This window comes from Pseudomonas entomophila (assembly GCF_018417595.1).
Lineage (GTDB): Bacteria > Pseudomonadota > Gammaproteobacteria > Pseudomonadales > Pseudomonadaceae > Aquipseudomonas > Aquipseudomonas entomophila_C.
Window position 1 is genome coordinate 328774 of sequence record NZ_CP070982.1, and the last position, 16886, is coordinate 345659.

The window sequence follows — 16886 nt, forward strand, 5'->3', positions numbered from 1 at the left end:
GACTTCACGTGATCTCCGAAGGCATCGAAGTGCCGGTCAGATGCTGGAAGATTGGCTCAGCCAACACGGAGGCCAAGGCATATGAAGCGTTTGCTGAATACGCTGAGCCGTGTCTGGAAGCTCATCCGTATCCTGGTCGTCTTCAGGGCCGCAAGAGACTTCCTGCGCGATCACTTTGACGATGCTCGTTAAGGGCTAGTGGGGTGAGAAGCTGCCCTGGCTCGCCAGGGCTGCTTTTAGCCAGCGCTCATCCCCGCCGATCAGCCACCACGCCAATCAACACCAGCACCACCAGCAGCACCGGCGCCAGCGCATAGTTGTTGAACTGCCCCAGCCCCTTCACGATCCACGGCGTTGCATAGATCAGCGCCGCGCCGCTGCCGATCATCACCAGCAGGGCCATGAACGGCACGCGCAGGGCGCCGGCCAAGCCGCCCAGGCGCCCTTCCACCCAGCCCTTGATATCGGTGCCGAACAGCACCAGCAGGCAGCCCACCAGGGCCAGCGAGATCTCCGACAGGTTGCTGCGGCTCCAGCGGGAAACGGTCGAGAGCAGGTCAAGTACCAGGTCCATGGGTCATCCTTAATTCAAGAAGTACTGCAGCAGGTCGTTGAGGAACAGTTGGCCGCGCGGCGTGGCTGCCAGCCGATCCGGTTCGACCTGCAAAAGGCCCTTTTGTTCGGCTTCGCGGCGGGCTTCGGCGAGTTGCGCCAGGGGCAGGCCGGTGCGCAGGCTGAACAGCTCGGCCTCCACACCGTCGGTGAGGCGCAGCGCATTCATCAGGAACTCGAAGGGTAGCTCATCGGCCGGCAGCAGTTTCTCGCCTGCCTTGAACGGTTTGGCCGGATTGAGGTAATCCTTGGGCAGGCGGGTCTTCCAGGTGCGCAGGATGCGCCCGTCGGGGAACGACAGCTTGCCATGGGCTCCCGCACCGATGCCGATGAAGTCACCGAAACGCCAGTAGTTCAGGTTGTGCCGTGCAGCACGGCCGGCCTGGGCGTACGCCGAAACTTCGTACTGCCGATAGCCATGCTCGGCCATCAGCGCCTGGCCGGCCTCCTGGATATCCCAGAGGATATCGTCCTCGGGCAATTCCGGAGGCTGGCTCCAGAACACCGTGTTCGGCTCCAGCGTCAGCTGGTACCAGGACAGGTGCGTCGGCGCCAGCTCGATGGCCTGGCGCAGGTCGCCGAGCGCATCGTCCAACGACTGGTCCGGCAGGCCATGCATCAGGTCGAGGTTGAAGTTGTCGAAGCCTGCCGCGCGGGCCATGTCGGCGGCACGCACCGCTTCATCGCCGTTATGGATGCGCCCCAGCTTTTCCAGCTTGGCCGGCTGGAAGCTCTGCACGCCGATGGACAGGCGGTTGATGCCAGTCTGCCGGTAGGCCTTGAACTTCTCTTGCTCGAAGGTGCCCGGGTTGGCTTCGAGGGTGATCTCGATATCCGTGGTGAACGGGATGCGTTGCTCCACGCCATGCAGCAGGCGACCCAGTGCATTGGCACTGAAAAGGCTTGGGGTGCCGCCACCGAAGAAGATCGTGCTGATGGGGCGACCCTGAACGGCATGCAGTTCCTGGTCGAGGTCAGCGAGCAAGGCATCGATGTACGCGTCTTCCGGCAACGACGGGCCGGCCTGGTGCGAGTTGAAGTCGCAGTATGGGCACTTGCGCACGCACCAGGGGATATGGATATACAGCGACAGCGGCGGGAGCTCGGGAAGGATCAGGCCCGCCTGCTGCAAGGACAGCTTTTCGGTCATGCCAGGCCCAGACGTTGACGCAGCAGGGCCATGGCGCGGGCGCGGTGGCTGAGCTGGTTCTTGTCGACGGGAGCGAGGTCGGCGCTGGAGCACTTGCGCTCCGGGACCCAGAACAGCGGGTCGTAGCCGAAACCGTGCTCGCCACTGGCCTCGAACAGGATGTTGCCGTGCCACAGGCCTTCGCAGAGGATGGGTAGCGGGTCGTCGGCGTGGCGCACCAGGGCCAGGACGCAGACGAACTGCGCGCCACGTTGCTCATGGGGCACATCTTTCAGCGCCTCGAGCAGCTTGGCGTTGTTCGCCGCATCGCCTTTGCCGTCGGCGTAGCGCGCCGAGTAGATGCCTGGCGCGCCGCCGAGGAAGTCCACCGCCAGGCCCGAGTCGTCGGCCAGGGCCGGCAGGCCGGAGATACGCGCGGCGTTGCGGGCTTTCAGGATGGCGTTCTCGACGAACGACAAGCCGGTCTCTTCCGGTTCCACCTGGCTGAATTCGCCGATCGAACGCAGGTGCACGGCCTCGCCGAGCATCGCTTGCAGTTCCTTGAGCTTGCCGGCGTTGTGGCTGGCCAATACGAGTTGCTGGAAATTCATCATTCGCCTGGAAACACTTCCTGGTTGAAGCTGAGTTTATGGCTGACGCCACCGGTTTCGACGTTGAGGTCGAAGGTGACTGTGTCAGGTTGGTCGATCTTGAACTGGGCGATGTAGTACACCGCGCCCTGGTCGTTGATCTGCTTGAACGACAACGGGGCGCTGCGCCCGGTGAGATCTTTCACTGTGCCGCTGACCACCGCCGTCGCGGGCTTGCCGGCCTTGATCACGGCAATGTTGAGCACGCCCTGGTTCTTGCTGCGGGTCAGGCCCGTGGCGGCGGCGATGTCGGGTTGCAGCATGCTCGAGGTGAAGGCGCTGTAGTGGACCGTCACGTCGCCGAACACTTCCTTGCGTTCAGGTTTGGCGGCATCGGCAGCCAGCACCGGCAAGGCCAGGCACAGGCTGATCAGAAACAGTGCTAGACGACGCATGATCCCATTCCTCCGTTCGCGAGGGTCAGACCGCGAGCTGGTGCTCCTGCAGGCCCGGGCTGCTGACCCGATAGATACCGATCTCACCTAGAAGATTAGGCCAAAGCCGGCCGCCCAACCCGTTACGGTGCAGACGGTCGACGGCCAGGCGGTCGAGCACCTTGGCGTGGCGCTCGCGGCACAGGTTCTCGAAGTCTTCGAAGGTGCAGAAGTGAATGTTCGGGGTGTTGTACCAGGTATACGGCATGAAGTCCGAGACCGGCATGCGACCCTTGGTCGCCAGGTACCAGCGGCAACGCCAGTGGCCGAAATTGGGGAAGGTGATGATGCACTGGCGGCCCACCCGCAGCATCTCGTCGAGAATCCGGTCGGGGTACTCCACGGCTTGCAGGGCCTGGGTCATGACCACCACGTCGAAACTGTTGCTGGCGAAGTTGCCCAGGCCCTTGTCCAGGTCCTGCTCGATGACGTTGACGCCCTTGGCCACGCAGGCGGCGATGTTGTCGGCGTCGATCTCCAGGCCATAGCCGGTGACGTTCTTGCGCTCGCGCAAGGAGGCCAGCAGTTCGCCGTTGCCGCAGCCCAGGTCGAGGACCCGGCTGCCGGCGGGGATCCAGTCTTGGATGATTTCCAGGTCGGCTCTCATGCTGTCCTCAGATGACGATGCGGTTCATGTAGTTCGCGAAACCCTGCATGTAGCGAGGCGTGGGGATCAGGAAGGCGTCGTGGCCGTAGGGCGAGTCGATGTCCAGGTAGCAGACGTTCTTGCGTGCGGCCATCAGGGCGTCGACGATCTCCCGCGAGCGGGCCGGCGAGAAGCGCCAGTCGGTGGTGAACGACATGATGCAGTAGTCCGCCGTGACGTTGGCCAGAGTGGCCGCCAGGTCGCCGTCATGGGCTGCGGCCGGGTCGAAGTAGTCCAGCGCCTTGGTCATCAGCAGGTAGGTGTTGGCATCGAAGCGGCCGGAGAACTCCTCGCCTTGATAGCGCAGGTAGCTCTCGACCTGGAACTCGACGCTGTGGAAGTCGTAGTTGAGCTTGTCGCTCTTGAGCTCGCGGCCGAACTTCTCGCCCATCGAGTCGTCGGACAGGTAGGTGATATGGCCGACCATGCGCGCCAGCATCAGGCCGCGCTTGGGGATCACCCCCTGGTCCTGGAACGAACCGCCGTGGAACTCGGGGTCGGTGAGGATGGCCTGGCGCGCCACTTCGTTGAAGGCGATGTTCTGCGCCGACAGCTTGGGCGCCGAGGCGATGTCCACGCAGTGGCGCACGCGGTCCGGGTAGGTGATGGTCCATTGCAGCGCCTGCATGCCGCCCAGGCTGCCGCCGACGATGGCGGCCCAGGTCTGTATCCCTAAGCGATCGGCCAGGCGCGCTTGGCTATGCACCCAGTCTTCGACCGTCAGTACCGGGAAATCGGCGCCGTAGGGCTTGCCGGTGGCCGGGTTGACGCTGCTGGGGCCAGTGCTGCCATTGCAGCCGCCCAGGTTGTTCAGGCTGACCACGAAGAAGCGATTGGTGTCGATGGGTTTGCCGGGGCCGATGCAGCTGTCCCACCAGCCCGGCTTGCGGTCGGTGGCGGCGTGGTAGCCGGCGGCGTGGTGATGGCCGGACAACGCATGGCAGATCAGCACGGCATTGCTGGCGGTGCTGTTGAGGGTGCCATAGGTTTCGTAGATCAGCTCATACGAGGCCAGCGAGCGGCCACAGGCCAGGGCCAGCGGTTCATCGAACCGGGCGATTTGCGGTGTTACCAGACCGACGGAATCTTCGGGAAGGACAGTGGACATCGACCCTGCTCACGCTTGACGGAGGCGTAAGTCTAAAGAGCGCTACCCCCAGCGGCAAGCAAAGGCTTGCCGCTGGATGCAGGCGGGGTCAGATCATCCGCCACAGCTCTTGCGGCATGCCGGCGTAGGCCGCCAGCTGAGGCATGAGGAACGACTGGATCACCTGGATGGCGATGAAGGCGAAGATCGGCGAGATGTCCATGCCGCCGAGGTTCGGCACCAGGCGGCGGAACGGCGCCAGCACCGGTTCGCTGATCTGGTAGGCCAGTTCGGCGGCGGGGTTGTGGCTGTTGGGCGCGACCCACGAGACGATCACCATGACGATCATCGCCACCCAGAAGATCTTCAGGAACAGCGAGGTGACGCCCAGGATCGCCCACATCAGCAGGTGCAGCACGTCACCGAAGGTGCCGTAGGTGAGCATCAGCACGAAGGCCATCAGTAGCGCCTGGATGAGGATCGACAGCAGCAGCGAGGAAGTGTCCAGGCCGGCGATGCTGGGGATCACCCGGCGCAGCGGCTTGAGCAGCGGCTGGGTGGCGCGCACGGCGAACTGGCTGAGCGGGTTGTAGAAGTCGGCCTTGACCAGTTGCAGCACGAAGCGCAGCAGGACGATCGCCAGGTACAGGCTGACCAGGGTTTGCACCACGAAGATCGCGGCGCCAGACAGTGCATTCATCAATGGCTCCTTATTTGCCCAGTTGTTCGGCCAGCTCGGCGGAGCGCTTCGCCGCGGCTTGCAGGGCCTGCTCGACGATGGCTTCGAAGCCGCTGGCCTGAAACGATTTGATCGCTGCCTCGGTGGTGCCGGCTGGTGAGGTGACGCGGCGGCGCAGTTCGGCGGCGTCGACGTCGCTGGCGACGGCCATGCGCGCGGCACCCAAGGCGGTCTGCAACGTGAGTTGCGAGGCGGTTTCACGCGGCAGGCCGAGTTTCTCCCCTGCGGCGGTCATGGCCTCGATCAGCAGGAAGAAGTAGGCCGGGCCGCTGCCGGAGACGGCGGTGACGGCGTCCAGTTGCTGTTCCTCGTTCAGCCACAGGGCGGTGCCCACGGCGGACAGCAGTTGTTCGGCCTGCTGGCGTTGCTCGGCGGACACTTCCAAGGTGGCATACAGGCCGCTGACGCCTTGGCGCAGCAATGCCGGGGTGTTGGGCATGCACCGCACCACCGGGATGGTGCCCAGCCACGCCTGCAGGCTGGCGCAGGTGATACCCGCGGCGATGGAGACGACCAGTTGGCCGGCTTTCAGGTTCGGCTTCAGTGCCTCGCAGACGGCTTTCATGACCTGCGGCTTGACTGCGAGCACGATCACGTCGGCGCCATCGATGGCTTGGGCGTTGCTTTCGAACGCTTCGATACCGTGTTCGGCCTGGATCCGCGCGCGGGTCTCGGCACCCGGGTCGCTGGCGCGGATCTGCGTGGCATCCAGGCCCTGGGCGCGCAGGCCGCCGATCAGGCTGGCGGCCATGTTGCCGGCGCCGATAAAGGCAATACGAGTCTTGCTCATGTCAGGTCCTTGAAGGAAAGAGTGAGTTAAGCACGGGGTCAGGGCTGGCCATAGTCGCGGGCACCGAACAAGGCGGTACCGATACGGACCCAGGTCGCGCCCTGGGAGATAGCGGCTTCCAGATCGTGGCTCATGCCCATCGACAAGGTGTCCAGGCCGAGGTCCAGTTGTTCCTGAAGCTGGCGCAGGGTGGCAAAGGCCGCCTCTTGTTCGGTGCGGTCATCGGTCGGCTCCGGGATCGCCATCAGGCCACGCAGGCACAGGCCGGGCAGGGCATTCACGGCCTGGGCCAGGGCAGCTAGCTCGGCAGGTGCGCAGCCGGACTTGCTGTCTTCGCCACTGACGTTCACCTGCAGGCAGATGTTCAGCGGCGGCAGGTTGGCCGGGCGCTGTTCCGAGAGGCGTTGGGCGATTTTCAGGCGGTCCACGGAGTGTACCCAGTCGAAGTGCTCGGCGATGGCCTTGGTCTTGTTCGACTGGATGGGGCCGATGAAGTGCCAGATCAAGGGCAGGTCGGAGAGTTCCTGCTGTTTTGTCAGGGCTTCCTGAAGGTAGTTTTCGCCGAAGTCGCGCAGCCCATAGTCATGAGCCGCGCGGATGGCGCTGGCCGGCTTGGTCTTGCTCACCGCCAGCAGCTGGATGCTGGCCGGGGCGCGGCCGGCAGCCTTCGCCGCGTTGTCGATACGGGCGGAAATGGCCGAAATGTTCTCTGCTAGGGTGGACATGGTTCGTCGCCGGCGGCTTTGGGGTCTGCGGCATTCTACCTGCTTGATCGCTGTTGGGGAGTCTCATGGATGTGACCGATCTGCTGGCCCAGGCTGTGGCTGCGGGCGCAAGCGACCTGCACCTGGCCGTGGGCGAGGTGCCGCTGCTGCGCCTGGATGGCGAACTGCAGCGCATGGCGTTGCCGGTGCTGGTACCTGCGGCGCTGGAGCAGGGCCTGGCTGGATGGCTCGATGATGGGCAGCGCCGGCAATGGATGTCGGGTGATGAACTGGATCTTGCCTTGGTTGTGCCTGCTCTGGGCCGCTTTCGGGTGAACCTGTTTCGCCAGCGCAATGGGCTGGGGGCGAGCATACGGCTGATCCCGGCGCGAGTGCCGAGCCTCGATGAGCTCGACCTGCGTGATGTGTTTCAAGCTATTGCATCGAGCCGGGATGGCCTGGTGCTGATCGGCGGGCCGACGGGGAGCGGCAAGTCCAGCACCCTGGCGGCGCTGGTCGATGAGCTCAATCGGGAGCACGCGCTACACGTCGTCACCTTGGAAGACCCTGTCGAATTCATTCATCAAGGCCAGCGCTGCCTGGTCAACCAGCGGGAAATTGGCCGCGACAGCCGCGACTTTGCCCAGGGATTGCGCAGTGCGTTGCGCCAGGACCCCGACGTAATCATGGTCGGTGAGCTGCGTGACCTGGAGAGTATCCGCCTGGCGCTGCGTGCTGCCGAAACCGGGCACCTGGTGTTGGCCACGGTGCATACACGCTCGGCGGTCAACAGCATTGACCGCCTGGTGGAGGTGTTCGCCGCCGAGGAGAAACCCTTGGTGCGCGCGATGCTGGCGGATTCCTTGCGACTGGTGGTGGCACAGAACCTGATCAGGCGCGTCGGTGGCGGCAGGGTCGCCGCAAGGGAGGTGCTGGTGGTGACGCTGGCGGTGCGCAACCTGATTCGCGAGGGGCGGATGGCGCAGATCTGCTCGTTGATGCAGGCAGGTGCGGCGCAGGGGATGGTGACGATGGAGGAGGCGACACGGCGCTTGAGGCAGCAAGGCTTGATCGACTAGATCAGGCGCCACATGTCTCCTGTAGGAGCGGCTTTAGCCGCGAACACCGGCAATGCCGGTGCCAGGCACCGCGTCGTTCGCATCGCGGCTAAAGCCGCTCCTACAAGGAGCGTGGCGAATTTTTACTCAGCGCTTGGCCAGGCTCAGCGTCTGCTGTTGAGTCTTGGGCAGCACGCGCTTGGCCACCACGTAACGCTTCTGCCAGTAGGGTTTTTCCAGGCTGTCGATGCTCACCCGCTTGCCGGTGCGCGGCGCGTGGATGAAGCGGTCGTTGCCCAGGTAGATGGCGACGTGGTTGACCTGGCGGCTCTGGATGTTGAAGAAAATCAGGTCGCCCGGCTTGAGGTCGTCCCGCGCCACTTTCACGCCCTGGCCCTGGGCCATGGCGTTGGAGGTGCGCGGCAGGTCGACGTCGGCCACATCGTTGAAGGCGTACTTGACCAGGCCGCTGCAGTCGAAACCCTTCTTCGGTGTGCTGCCGCCCCAGCGATAGGGAGTACCGAGCACGTTCACGGCGCGGCTGAGCACTTCGCTGCTCTGCTTGGGCGACATGGCCACGGCCTGCAGCGCCTGGTGCTTGGCGGCATTGCTCGGGCGGGCCTGCACGTTAAGGGTGCTTTTGCGGTACTGGACCGGGGCGCGTTTCACCGTGGCATCGGCGTTGGTCGTATAACCGGTGAAACCGCTGGGAAGACGTTGCTCACGATTGGTGGCGTGGGCGGCCAGGGGCAATAATAGGCAGAGGGTCAGCCATGTCTTGAGGAAAGGCGGCATAGATGAAGCTCTTTATAAGTGTTGGCGCGCAACTTTATAACAGCTTTTTGATCCCATTCTGATCCACTGGTCGTCTGGTTCCGTACCATACGTCGGGTCAAAACGAAAAAGTCACATTTTCCGTTAGAAAATTTTCAGCTATCCCGCGAGGGCTTCAAATGAATGGTTATCAACAGGGGGCACCCCTGCACGACACTCACAGCAAGGTGCTCGGCTACCTGCTGTGGATCTTCGGCTTCACCGGCGCACACCGCTTCTACTACGGCAAGCCGATCACCGGGACGATCTGGTTCTTCACCCTTGGTCTGTTGGGTATCGGCTGGCTGATCGACCTGTTCCTGATCCCGTCGATGGACCGTGAGGCAGACATGCGCTTCGAGTCAGGCGGCGTGGACTACAACCTGGCATGGATCTTCCTGACCTTCCTCGGGGTGTTCGGCGTGCACCGCCTGTACCAGGGCAAGTGGATCAGTGCATTGATCTATCTGTTCACCGGCGGCGTGTTCCTGCTGGGAGTGCTGTATGACTTCTGGACGCTCAACAGCCAGATTTCGCAGGTAAACGCCGAACGTCGGCGGGTATGAAAAAGGCCTTGTCGCCATTGGCGACAAGGCCTTTTCAGTTACTGGCGCCGCTGTTGCAGCAGCAGGTTGCTGAAACCTGCCCCTGCCAACTGCTTCTGCGCCACGGTCAGCTGTTCGCGGTTGCTGAACGGGCCGACCATCACCCGATACCAGGTCTCGTCCTTGACCGTGCCCGACTCCACCTTCACGGCCTGGCCAAGCAGGATGATCTGCGCGCGGACCTTGTCGGCGTCGGCCTGCTTGCGGAACGAGCCAGCCTGCAGGAAGAACTGAGTGGTGGCGGCCGGCTTGATCACCGGCGGCGCGGGCGGTGGTGTCTGCCCCGCCAATGCCGCCTGGGCGCGGGCCGTGTCGATCTTCGCCGCTTCCGCCGGGGTCACTGGTGTGCTCGGTACCGGGGGTTGCGCCGGTACGGGCGGCGTCTTCTCCGGCACGGCCTCGGGCGGCACGATCACTTCCGACTCCGGCAGCAGGGTGTAGAAGTCGTACTTCGGCTTCACCGGTTGCTGCAGTGCGGGCGTGGTGGCCTTGCTCGCTTCGGCGACCTTCTCCGGCTTCTGCTGCTCGGGCTTGGTGCGCTTGATGTCGTCACCGCCGGGTTCGAGCTTCATCAGGAAGACGATGAAGGCGCCGACCGTGAGGCCGACTGCCAGCCACACCCAGCCCGGGATCGGCTGCTTGCTGGCAGGCGGCTGGGAGCGGCTGGCGCCGCGCTTGGGTGCGGGTTTCTTCTTTGCAGCCAACTTACATGCGCTCCAGGGTTTCCAGGCCGAGCAGTTCCAGGCCCTGCTTGAGGGTGCGGCCGGTCAGGGCGGCCAGGCGCAGGCGGCTTTGCTGTTGCTCGGCGGTTTCGGCGGCGAGGATCGGGCAGTTCTCGTAGAAGCTGGAGAACAGGCCGGCGAGGTCGTAGAGGTAGCTGCACAGCACGTGCGGCGTGCCCTTGTCGGCGACGTTGTTGAGGATCTCGCCGAACTGCGCCAGGCGCGCGGCCAGGTCCTGCTCGTGGGCGGCCTGCAGCACGATGTTGCCGTCGACTTCGTCGAAGCCCTTGCCGAGCTTGCGGAACACGCCGACCACGCGGGTGTAGGCGTACAGCAGGTACGGCGCGGTGTTGCCTTCGAAGTTGAGCATCAGTTCGAAGTTGAAGCTGTAGTCGCTGGTGCGGTGTTTCGACAGGTCGGCGTACTTGACCGCGCCGATACCCACCACTTCACCGATCTTGCGCAGTTCGTCCTCGGCCAGGCTCGGGTTCTTCTCCTTGACCAGGGCGTAGGCACGTTCCTTGGCTTCGGTGAGCAGGTCGATCAGCTTGACGGTGCCGCCATCGCGGGTCTTGAACGGGCGGCCATCGGCGCCGTTCATGGTGCCGAAGCCCATGTGCTCCATCTTCATCGGATGGCCGACGAAGCCGGCGCGGCGGGCCACTTCAAACACCTGGTTGAAGTGCAGGGCCTGGCGCTGGTCGACGAAATACAGGGCACGGTCGGCCTGGAGCTTGTTGCTGCGGTAGCGCACGGCGGCCAGGTCGGTGGTGGCGTACAGGTAGCCGCCGTCGGCCTTCTGCACGATTACCGGCAGCGGCTCGCCTTCGGTGTTCTTGAACTCTTCGAGGAACACGCACTGGGCGCCCTGGCTTTCGACCAGCAGGCCCTTGCTCTTCAGGTCGGCGACCACGTTGGCCAGGTCGTCGTTGTAGGCGCTCTCGCCCATCACGTCGGCCATGGTCAGCTTGACGTTGAGCAGCTCGTAGGTCTTCTGGCAGTGGGACAGGGAGATATCCTTGAAGCGTGTCCACAGCGCCAGGCAGTCCGGGTCGCCGGCCTGCAGCTTGACCACCAGGCCGCGGGCGCGGGTGGCGAATTCCTCGGACTCGTCGAAGCGCTTCTTCGCCGCACGGTAGAAGTTTTCCAGGTCCGACAGCTCATCGCTGGTGATCGGGTTTTCTTCAAGATACGCCAGCAGCATGCCGAACTGGGTGCCCCAGTCGCCCACGTGGTTCTGGCGGATGACGTTGTCGCCCAGGAACTCCAGCACGCGCGCGACGCTGTCGCCGATGATGGTCGAGCGCAGGTGGCCGACGTGCATCTCCTTGGCCAGGTTAGGTGCCGACATGTCGATCACGACTTTTTCGCTCGGGCCGGCCTTGCGCACGCCCAGGTGGCCGTCGGCCAGGGCGGCGTCGAGGCGGGAGGCCAGGGCGTCGGTGTTCTGGAAGAAGTTCAGGAAGCCAGGGCCGGCGATCTCGACCTTGGCGATGTCGTCGCTCTTCGGCAATGCAGCGATCAGCTTCTCGGCCAGGTCGCGCGGCTTCATGCCGGCCGGCTTGGCCAGCATCATGGCGATGTTGCTGGCGAAGTCGCCGTGGGTCTTGTCCCGGGCGTTTTCCACCTGGATCGCCGGCGTCAGCCCTTCAGGCAACACACCTTCGGTGACGAGTTGGGTGAGGGCTTGCTGGATCAGCTGGCGAATGGTGTCTTTCATGGGATTCTCTTTTCGACCGCAAGCGCGGTGAGCGCTTCGATGCGCAGGTGGAAAAACTGGGCATTATCCGTTGCCGAGGGCGGGTTGCCAACCTTTGGGGTTGGAATGCATGCCCCGGCAGGCAGCTGCTTACCCTGTAGGAGCGGGTTTACCCGCGAACACCGACACAGTCGGTGTCATTCACCGGCTTGCCTTGTTCGCCGACAAGCCGGCGCCTACAGAGGCTTCTAATAAAGGTCGACTGGGTCGACATCCAGCGACCAGCGCACCTGTCGCCCCGAAGGCATCTGCTCCAACACTAGCAACCAGGCACTGATCAGTCGATGCAACGGTGCCCGGGCATTGGCCTGGAGCAATAGTTGCGCACGGAACCTTCCCGCCCGTCGCTCCATGGGCGCCGGGACCGGGCCGAGCAGCTCGATGCCGTGCAGGCCTTGCTCGACGAGCACGCGCTCGGCTGCGGCGCAGGCTTCGTCGAGGAAGGCTTCCGCCTGGCCTGGTTTGTGGGCGTCGGCGCGCAGCAGAGCCAGGTGGGCGAACGGCGGCAGGCCAGCGGCGCGGCGTTCGCTCAGAGCTTGCTCGGCGAAGGCGAAGTAGCCCTGTTCGGTAAGCTGCACCAACAACGGATGGTCAGCCAGGTGCGTCTGCACGATCACTTTGCCCGGTTCTTCGGCACGCCCGGCGCGCCCGGCGACCTGGACGATCAGCTGGGCCATGCGCTCGCTGGCGCGGAAGTCGCCGGAAAACAGACCGCCGTCGGCGTCGAGGATGGCCACCAGGGTGACGCGGGGGAAGTGGTGTCCCTTGGCCAGCATCTGGGTGCCCACCAAGATGCTCGGCTGCCCGCGCTGGATGGTGGTGAACAGGTTGTGCATGGCGTCCTTGCGCGAGGTGCTGTCGCGGTCGACGCGCAGGATCGGATAGTCCGGGAACAGCACTTTCAGGCGTTCCTCGGCGCGCTCTGTCCCGGCGCCTACCGGGCGCAGGTCGACATGGGCGCACTGCGGGCACTGCAGCGGCAGGCGTTCGTCATAGCCGCAATGGTGGCAGCGCAGCACGGCTGAGCGCTGGTGCACGGTCATGCGCGCGTCGCAGCGCGGGCACTCCGAGAGCCAGCCGCAGTCGTGGCACAGCAGGGTGGGGGCGAAGCCGCGGCGGTTGAGGAACACCAGCACCTGCTGGCCAGCTTCAAGGGTCTGGCGGATGGCCTGTTGCAACGGCCCGCTGATGCCGCTGTCCAGCGGCAGGCTGCGCACGTCCAGGCGCAGGAAACGTGGGGCGCGGGCGCCGCCGGCGCGCTGGTTCATGCGCAGCAGGCCATAGCGGCCGCTGTGGGCGTTGTGCAGGCTCTCCAGCGATGGGGTCGCCGAGCCCAGCAGGATCGGGATGTTTTCCTGGTGTGCGCGCACCACGGCCAGGTCGCGGGCGTGGTAGCGCAGGCCTTCCTGCTGTTTATAGGAGCCGTCGTGCTCCTCGTCGATGATGATCAGGCCCGGGTTCTTCATTGGCGTGAACAGCGCCGAGCGGGTGCCGATGATGATGTCCGCCTCGCCATCGCGGGCTGCCAGCCAGGCGTCCAGGCGCTCGCGGTCGCCCACCGCCGAGTGCAGCAAGGCGATGCGCGCGTTGAAACGCTGCTCGAAGCGTTGCAGGGTCTGTGGGCCGAGGTTGATTTCGGGGATCAGGATCAGCGCTTGCTTGCCGGCCTCCAGTGTCTCGCGGATCAGTTGCAGGTAGACCTCGGTCTTGCCGCTGCCGGTGACGCCGGCCAGAAGAAAGGCGTGGAATGCGCCAAAGCCCGAGCGTACCGCTTCGAAAGCGGCGCACTGCTCTTCGTTCAGCGGCAGTTCCGGCTGGGCCAGCCAGTGCTCGTGGCGTGGCGGCGGCAGGTGACGGCGCACTTCAACCTCGACCAACTCCTTGGCCAGTAGCAGGTCAAGGCTGTCCTTGTTCAGCCCCATCTTGGCCAGCACGCTGTGGGCCACGCCGTGGTGATGCTGCGACAGGGTCTTGAGCGCTTCGCGCTGGCGTGGGGCGCGGGCGATACGCGGGTCTTCCAGGCGGGCCCCCGGGGCAGCATGCCAGAAGCGCTCCTGGCGTACTTCGGCGGGCTCACCTTGGCGCAACAACGTGGGCAATGCCCAGTTCAGGGTGTCGCCCAGGCTGTGCTGGTAGTACTGGGCGGTCCACAGGCACAACTTGAACAGTGCCGGTGGTAGAGGTGAAACCGGATCGAGCAGGGCGCTGGCCGGCTTGAGCTTGTCGGCGGGCACTTCGCTCTTGTCGGCGACCTCCACCAGCACGCCGATCATCTCGCGACGGCCGAACGGCACGCGGATGCGCATGCCGGGCGTCAGTGCCTGGCGCGCCATGCTCGCGGGCGCCCGGTAGTCGAACAGGCGACGTAGAGGCGAGGGCAGGGCGAGGCGCAGGATGACGTCGGACACGCGGAAGGTCTCTGGAGGGTGTTTCACAAATCAGGCGAGCCTAGCAGACGACGGTCGGTGCAAGCGACAACTTGCGTTGGCTTGGCGCTCTGGTATTATTCGCCGCCTAATTACGTGCGGTATTCAACAATAGGTGTTGGGTGGCGGCACGCAGCTCGAGGAAGTGACCATGAAAGCAGATATTCATCCGAACTACGAAGTAGTTGCAGTCACCTGCAGCTGCGGCAACAAGTTTGAAACCCGTTCGACCCTGGGCAGCGTCCTGGCGATCGACGTTTGCAACCTGTGCCACCCGTTCTACACCGGTAAGCAGAAAGTCCTGGACACCGGTGGTCGCGTACAGAAGTTCGCCGATCGCTTCGGTATGTTCGGTACCAAGAAGTAATCATGCGCATGGCGAATCTCTCGAGGTTCGCGCTGCTGCAAAAGAAGGCGCCCCTTGTGGGCGCCTTTTTTGTGGGCGCGATCTGGCATTTTCCGGCCCAGGCCTTCTGCCCCTTGCCTGAAAGCCCGCAGCAGGTGGCGGTGCGCAGCGTGGTCGATGGCGACACCGTGCGCCTGGTTGATGGCCGTAGCGTGCGGCTCATCGGCATCAATGCGCCCGAGATCGGCCACAAGGGGCGAACCAGCGAACCCTATGCCGAGGCCGCCAAGCGGCGGTTGCAGGCACTGGTCAAGGCCAGTGACGGTCGTATCGGGTTGGTCCCGGGTGTCGAAGGCAAGGACAAGTACGGTCGCACGCTGGCGCACCTGTATGGTCGGTCTGGCGACAATCTGGAAGCACAATTGCTCAGCGAAGGGCTTGGCTACCGGGTAGCGATCGCACCCAATGTGACGTTGACCAGCTGTCAGCAGCAAGCGGAACAAGCTGCTCGAAAGGCGAAGGTCGGGCTCTGGCGAGCGTCGCCGGTGTTGCCTGCGGAGCACGTGCGGCAATCAGGGTTTGCGGTGATCGTTGGTAAAATCACGGCCATCGAGCGCAATCGTGGCGGTGTCTGGCTGGAACTCGACGACTCGGTGGTACTGCAGATTCCCGCTCGTCTGCAGCACAACTTCCCTGCCAGCTTCTTCGCTAACCTCAAGGGACGCCAGGTCGAGGCGCGTGGCTGGGTGCTGGATCGTTCCCGCAAGGGTGGGCTCAAGCCCGGGCAGCAACGCTGGCTGTTGCCATTGACCGATCCGAGTATGTTGGAGCCTGTTTCCGGCTAAATAGTTGTAGACAGTTTGCTATTGGATTGTACACACTGGCTTCCGTAAGCCCCGTGGGTTATAGCGTAAAGTCGTAGGCCAGAGGCCTTGACACATAGTGACCGGGCAGTCTTGTCGCCCCCCGGCACTTTGCGTATCCTCGGCGGTCCGTCAGAACAGTAAATAGCGGAATGCCCATCATGTCAGACCTGAAAACCGCCGCTCTCGAATACCACGCTCAGCCTCGTCCGGGGAAACTGAGCGTCGAGCTCTCCAAGCCAACCGCCACCGCCCGCGACCTCGCCCTGGCCTACAGCCCAGGCGTCGCCGAACCCGTGCGCGAGATCGGCCGTGATCCGGAGCTGGCCTACAAGTACACCGGCAAGGGCAACCTGGTCGCGGTGATTTCCGACGGTACCGCGATCCTCGGTCTGGGTGACCTGGGCCCGCTGGCCTCGAAGCCGGTCATGGAAGGCAAGGGTGTTCTGTTCAAGCGTTTCGCCGGTATCGACGTGTTCGACATCGAAGTCGAGTCGGAAAGCCCGCAGGCCTTCATCGACACCGTGCGCCGTATCTCCATCACCTTCGGTGGCATCAACCTCGAGGATATCAAGGCACCTGAGTGCTTCGAGATCGAGCGCACCCTGATCGAGCAGTGCGACATCCCGGTGTTCCACGATGACCAGCACGGCACCGCCATCGTCACCGCGGCCGGCATGATCAACGCCCTGGAAATCGCCGGCAAGAAGCTCGAAGACGCCAAGATCGTCTGCCTGGGCGCCGGCGCCGCGGCCATTTCCTGCATGAAGCTGCTGGTGAGCATGGGCGCCAAGGTCGAGAACATCTTCATGATCGACCGCAGCGGCGTGATCCATGCCGGCCGCGACGACCTGAACCAGTACAAGGCCCAGTTCGCCCACACCACCGACAAGCGCACCCTGGCTGATGCCCTCGACGGCGCTGACGTGTTTGTCGGTCTGTCCGGCCCGAACCTGCTGAGCGCCGAAGGCCTGAAGTCGATGGCCGCCAACCCGATCGTGTTCGCCTGCTCGAACCCGGACCCAGAAATCGCCCCGGAACTGGCCCACGCCACTCGCAGCGACGTAATCATGGCCACCGGTCGCTCCGACTACCCGAACCAGGTCAACAACGTGCTTGGCTTCCCGTTCATCTTCCGTGGTGCCCTGGACGTTCGCGCCAAGCGCATCAACGAAGAAATGAAGATCGCCGCCGCCATCGCCCTGAAGGACCTGGCCAAGCTGCCAGTGCCGAAGGAAGTTTGCGAGGCGTACGGTGTACAAGCCCTGGAATTCGGCCGCGAGTACATCATTCCGAAGCCGCTGGATGCCCGCCTGATCACCGTGGTTTCCGATGCCGTGGCCAAGGCTGCCATCGAATCCGGCGTGGCGACCCTGCCGTATCCGAAGCACTACCCGCTCAAGAGCGTGGATGACGTGTTCAACGGCTGATCCCGTTGTAGCGTCATGAAAAAGCCCCGGCTCGTGAGAGCCGGGGCTTTTTGCTTGTCTGTGGGTTCACCGA

General features: G+C 64.1%; 18 protein-coding genes. 5 read left to right on the forward strand and 13 right to left on the reverse strand.

The features are described from left to right. Positions 1 to 247 precede the first annotated feature (247 nt). The 9 genes from JYG34_RS01415 to JYG34_RS01455 all read right to left on the reverse strand — a co-directional run bounded on the left by JYG34_RS01415 (position 248) and on the right by JYG34_RS01455 (position 6812). Positions 248 to 574, reverse strand: coding sequence for a DUF3392 family protein (locus JYG34_RS01415; protein ID WP_011531731.1), 327 nt, complete (start codon positions 572 to 574; stop codon positions 248 to 250). A gap of 9 nt (positions 575 to 583) precedes the next feature. Continuing rightward, the gene (gene hemW / locus JYG34_RS01420; RefSeq protein ID WP_213659204.1) at positions 584 to 1762 is read right to left on the reverse strand and encodes a radical SAM family heme chaperone HemW; all 1179 of its coding nucleotides are present in this window, start codon (positions 1760 to 1762) and stop codon (positions 584 to 586) included. Beyond that, on the reverse strand, positions 1759 to 2355 hold the full coding sequence (rdgB, locus tag JYG34_RS01425) for an RdgB/HAM1 family non-canonical purine NTP pyrophosphatase (RefSeq protein WP_213659205.1): 597 nt from the start codon (positions 2353 to 2355) through the stop codon (positions 1759 to 1761). The genes hemW and rdgB overlap by 4 nt, the downstream gene beginning before the upstream one ends. Then, positions 2352 to 2786 (reverse strand): DUF4426 domain-containing protein, encoded by a 435-nt coding sequence (locus JYG34_RS01430; protein WP_213659206.1) that lies wholly within the window; start codon positions 2784 to 2786, stop codon positions 2352 to 2354. The genes rdgB and JYG34_RS01430 overlap by 4 nt, the downstream gene beginning before the upstream one ends. 25 nt (positions 2787 to 2811) lie before the next feature. Next, positions 2812 to 3432 (reverse strand): methionine biosynthesis protein MetW, encoded by a 621-nt coding sequence (metW, locus tag JYG34_RS01435; protein ID WP_213659207.1) that lies wholly within the window; start codon positions 3430 to 3432, stop codon positions 2812 to 2814. A 7-nt stretch (positions 3433 to 3439) separates the two neighbouring features. Further along, positions 3440 to 4579, reverse strand: a complete 1140-nt coding sequence (gene metX, locus JYG34_RS01440) for a homoserine O-succinyltransferase MetX (RefSeq protein WP_213659208.1) — start codon at positions 4577 to 4579, stop codon at positions 3440 to 3442. Between the two features lie 88 nt (positions 4580 to 4667). After that, the gene (locus JYG34_RS01445) at positions 4668 to 5258 is read right to left on the reverse strand and encodes a YggT family protein (protein ID WP_011531737.1); all 591 of its coding nucleotides are present in this window, start codon (positions 5256 to 5258) and stop codon (positions 4668 to 4670) included. A gap of 10 nt (positions 5259 to 5268) precedes the next feature. Further along, a complete protein-coding gene (gene proC, locus JYG34_RS01450) occupies positions 5269 to 6087 on the reverse strand; it encodes a pyrroline-5-carboxylate reductase (protein WP_213659209.1) in 819 nt (272 codons plus the stop codon). A 38-nt stretch (positions 6088 to 6125) separates the two neighbouring features. Further along, positions 6126 to 6812, reverse strand: coding sequence for a YggS family pyridoxal phosphate-dependent enzyme (locus tag JYG34_RS01455; protein WP_213659210.1), 687 nt, complete (start codon positions 6810 to 6812; stop codon positions 6126 to 6128). A gap of 65 nt (positions 6813 to 6877) precedes the next feature. On the opposite strand from JYG34_RS01455, the gene JYG34_RS01460 reads away from it, so the two are divergent. After that, positions 6878 to 7870 (forward strand): type IV pilus twitching motility protein PilT, encoded by a 993-nt coding sequence (locus JYG34_RS01460; protein WP_213659211.1) that lies wholly within the window; start codon positions 6878 to 6880, stop codon positions 7868 to 7870. Positions 7871 to 7996: 126 nt separating this feature from the next. Here JYG34_RS01460 and JYG34_RS01465 read toward each other — a convergent pair whose 3' ends face one another. Further along, on the reverse strand, positions 7997 to 8644 hold the full coding sequence (locus JYG34_RS01465; protein ID WP_213659212.1) for a C40 family peptidase: 648 nt from the start codon (positions 8642 to 8644) through the stop codon (positions 7997 to 7999). Between the two features lie 158 nt (positions 8645 to 8802). Here JYG34_RS01465 and JYG34_RS01470 point away from each other — a divergent pair, with 158 nt between their 5' ends. Further along, positions 8803 to 9228, forward strand: coding sequence for an NINE protein (locus tag JYG34_RS01470; protein ID WP_011531742.1), 426 nt, complete (start codon positions 8803 to 8805; stop codon positions 9226 to 9228). Between the two features lie 38 nt (positions 9229 to 9266). On the opposite strand, the gene JYG34_RS01475 is transcribed toward JYG34_RS01470, so the two are convergent. From JYG34_RS01475 to JYG34_RS01485, 3 genes are all read right to left on the reverse strand, one after another. Next, positions 9267 to 9971, reverse strand: coding sequence for an SPOR domain-containing protein (locus tag JYG34_RS01475; protein WP_213659213.1), 705 nt, complete (start codon positions 9969 to 9971; stop codon positions 9267 to 9269). 1 nt (position 9972) lies between these two features. Next, the gene (gene argS, locus JYG34_RS01480; RefSeq protein ID WP_213659214.1) at positions 9973 to 11709 is read right to left on the reverse strand and encodes an arginine--tRNA ligase; all 1737 of its coding nucleotides are present in this window, start codon (positions 11707 to 11709) and stop codon (positions 9973 to 9975) included. Positions 11710 to 11936: 227 nt separating this feature from the next. Next, positions 11937 to 14156 (reverse strand): primosomal protein N', encoded by a 2220-nt coding sequence (locus JYG34_RS01485; protein WP_213659215.1) that lies wholly within the window; start codon positions 14154 to 14156, stop codon positions 11937 to 11939. 169 nt (positions 14157 to 14325) lie between these two features. On the opposite strand from JYG34_RS01485, the gene rpmE reads away from it, so the two are divergent. From rpmE to JYG34_RS01500, 3 genes are all read left to right on the forward strand, one after another. Further along, positions 14326 to 14541: a 50S ribosomal protein L31 gene (gene rpmE, locus JYG34_RS01490; RefSeq protein WP_011531746.1), complete on the forward strand. Its 216-nt coding sequence runs from the start codon at positions 14326 to 14328 to the stop codon at positions 14539 to 14541. A gap of 2 nt (positions 14542 to 14543) precedes the next feature. After that, positions 14544 to 15365 (forward strand): thermonuclease family protein, encoded by an 822-nt coding sequence (locus JYG34_RS01495; RefSeq protein ID WP_213659216.1) that lies wholly within the window; start codon positions 14544 to 14546, stop codon positions 15363 to 15365. A gap of 179 nt (positions 15366 to 15544) precedes the next feature. Continuing rightward, on the forward strand, positions 15545 to 16813 hold the full coding sequence (locus JYG34_RS01500) for a malic enzyme-like NAD(P)-binding protein (RefSeq protein WP_213659217.1): 1269 nt from the start codon (positions 15545 to 15547) through the stop codon (positions 16811 to 16813). The last annotated feature ends 73 nt before the right edge of the window (positions 16814 to 16886 follow it).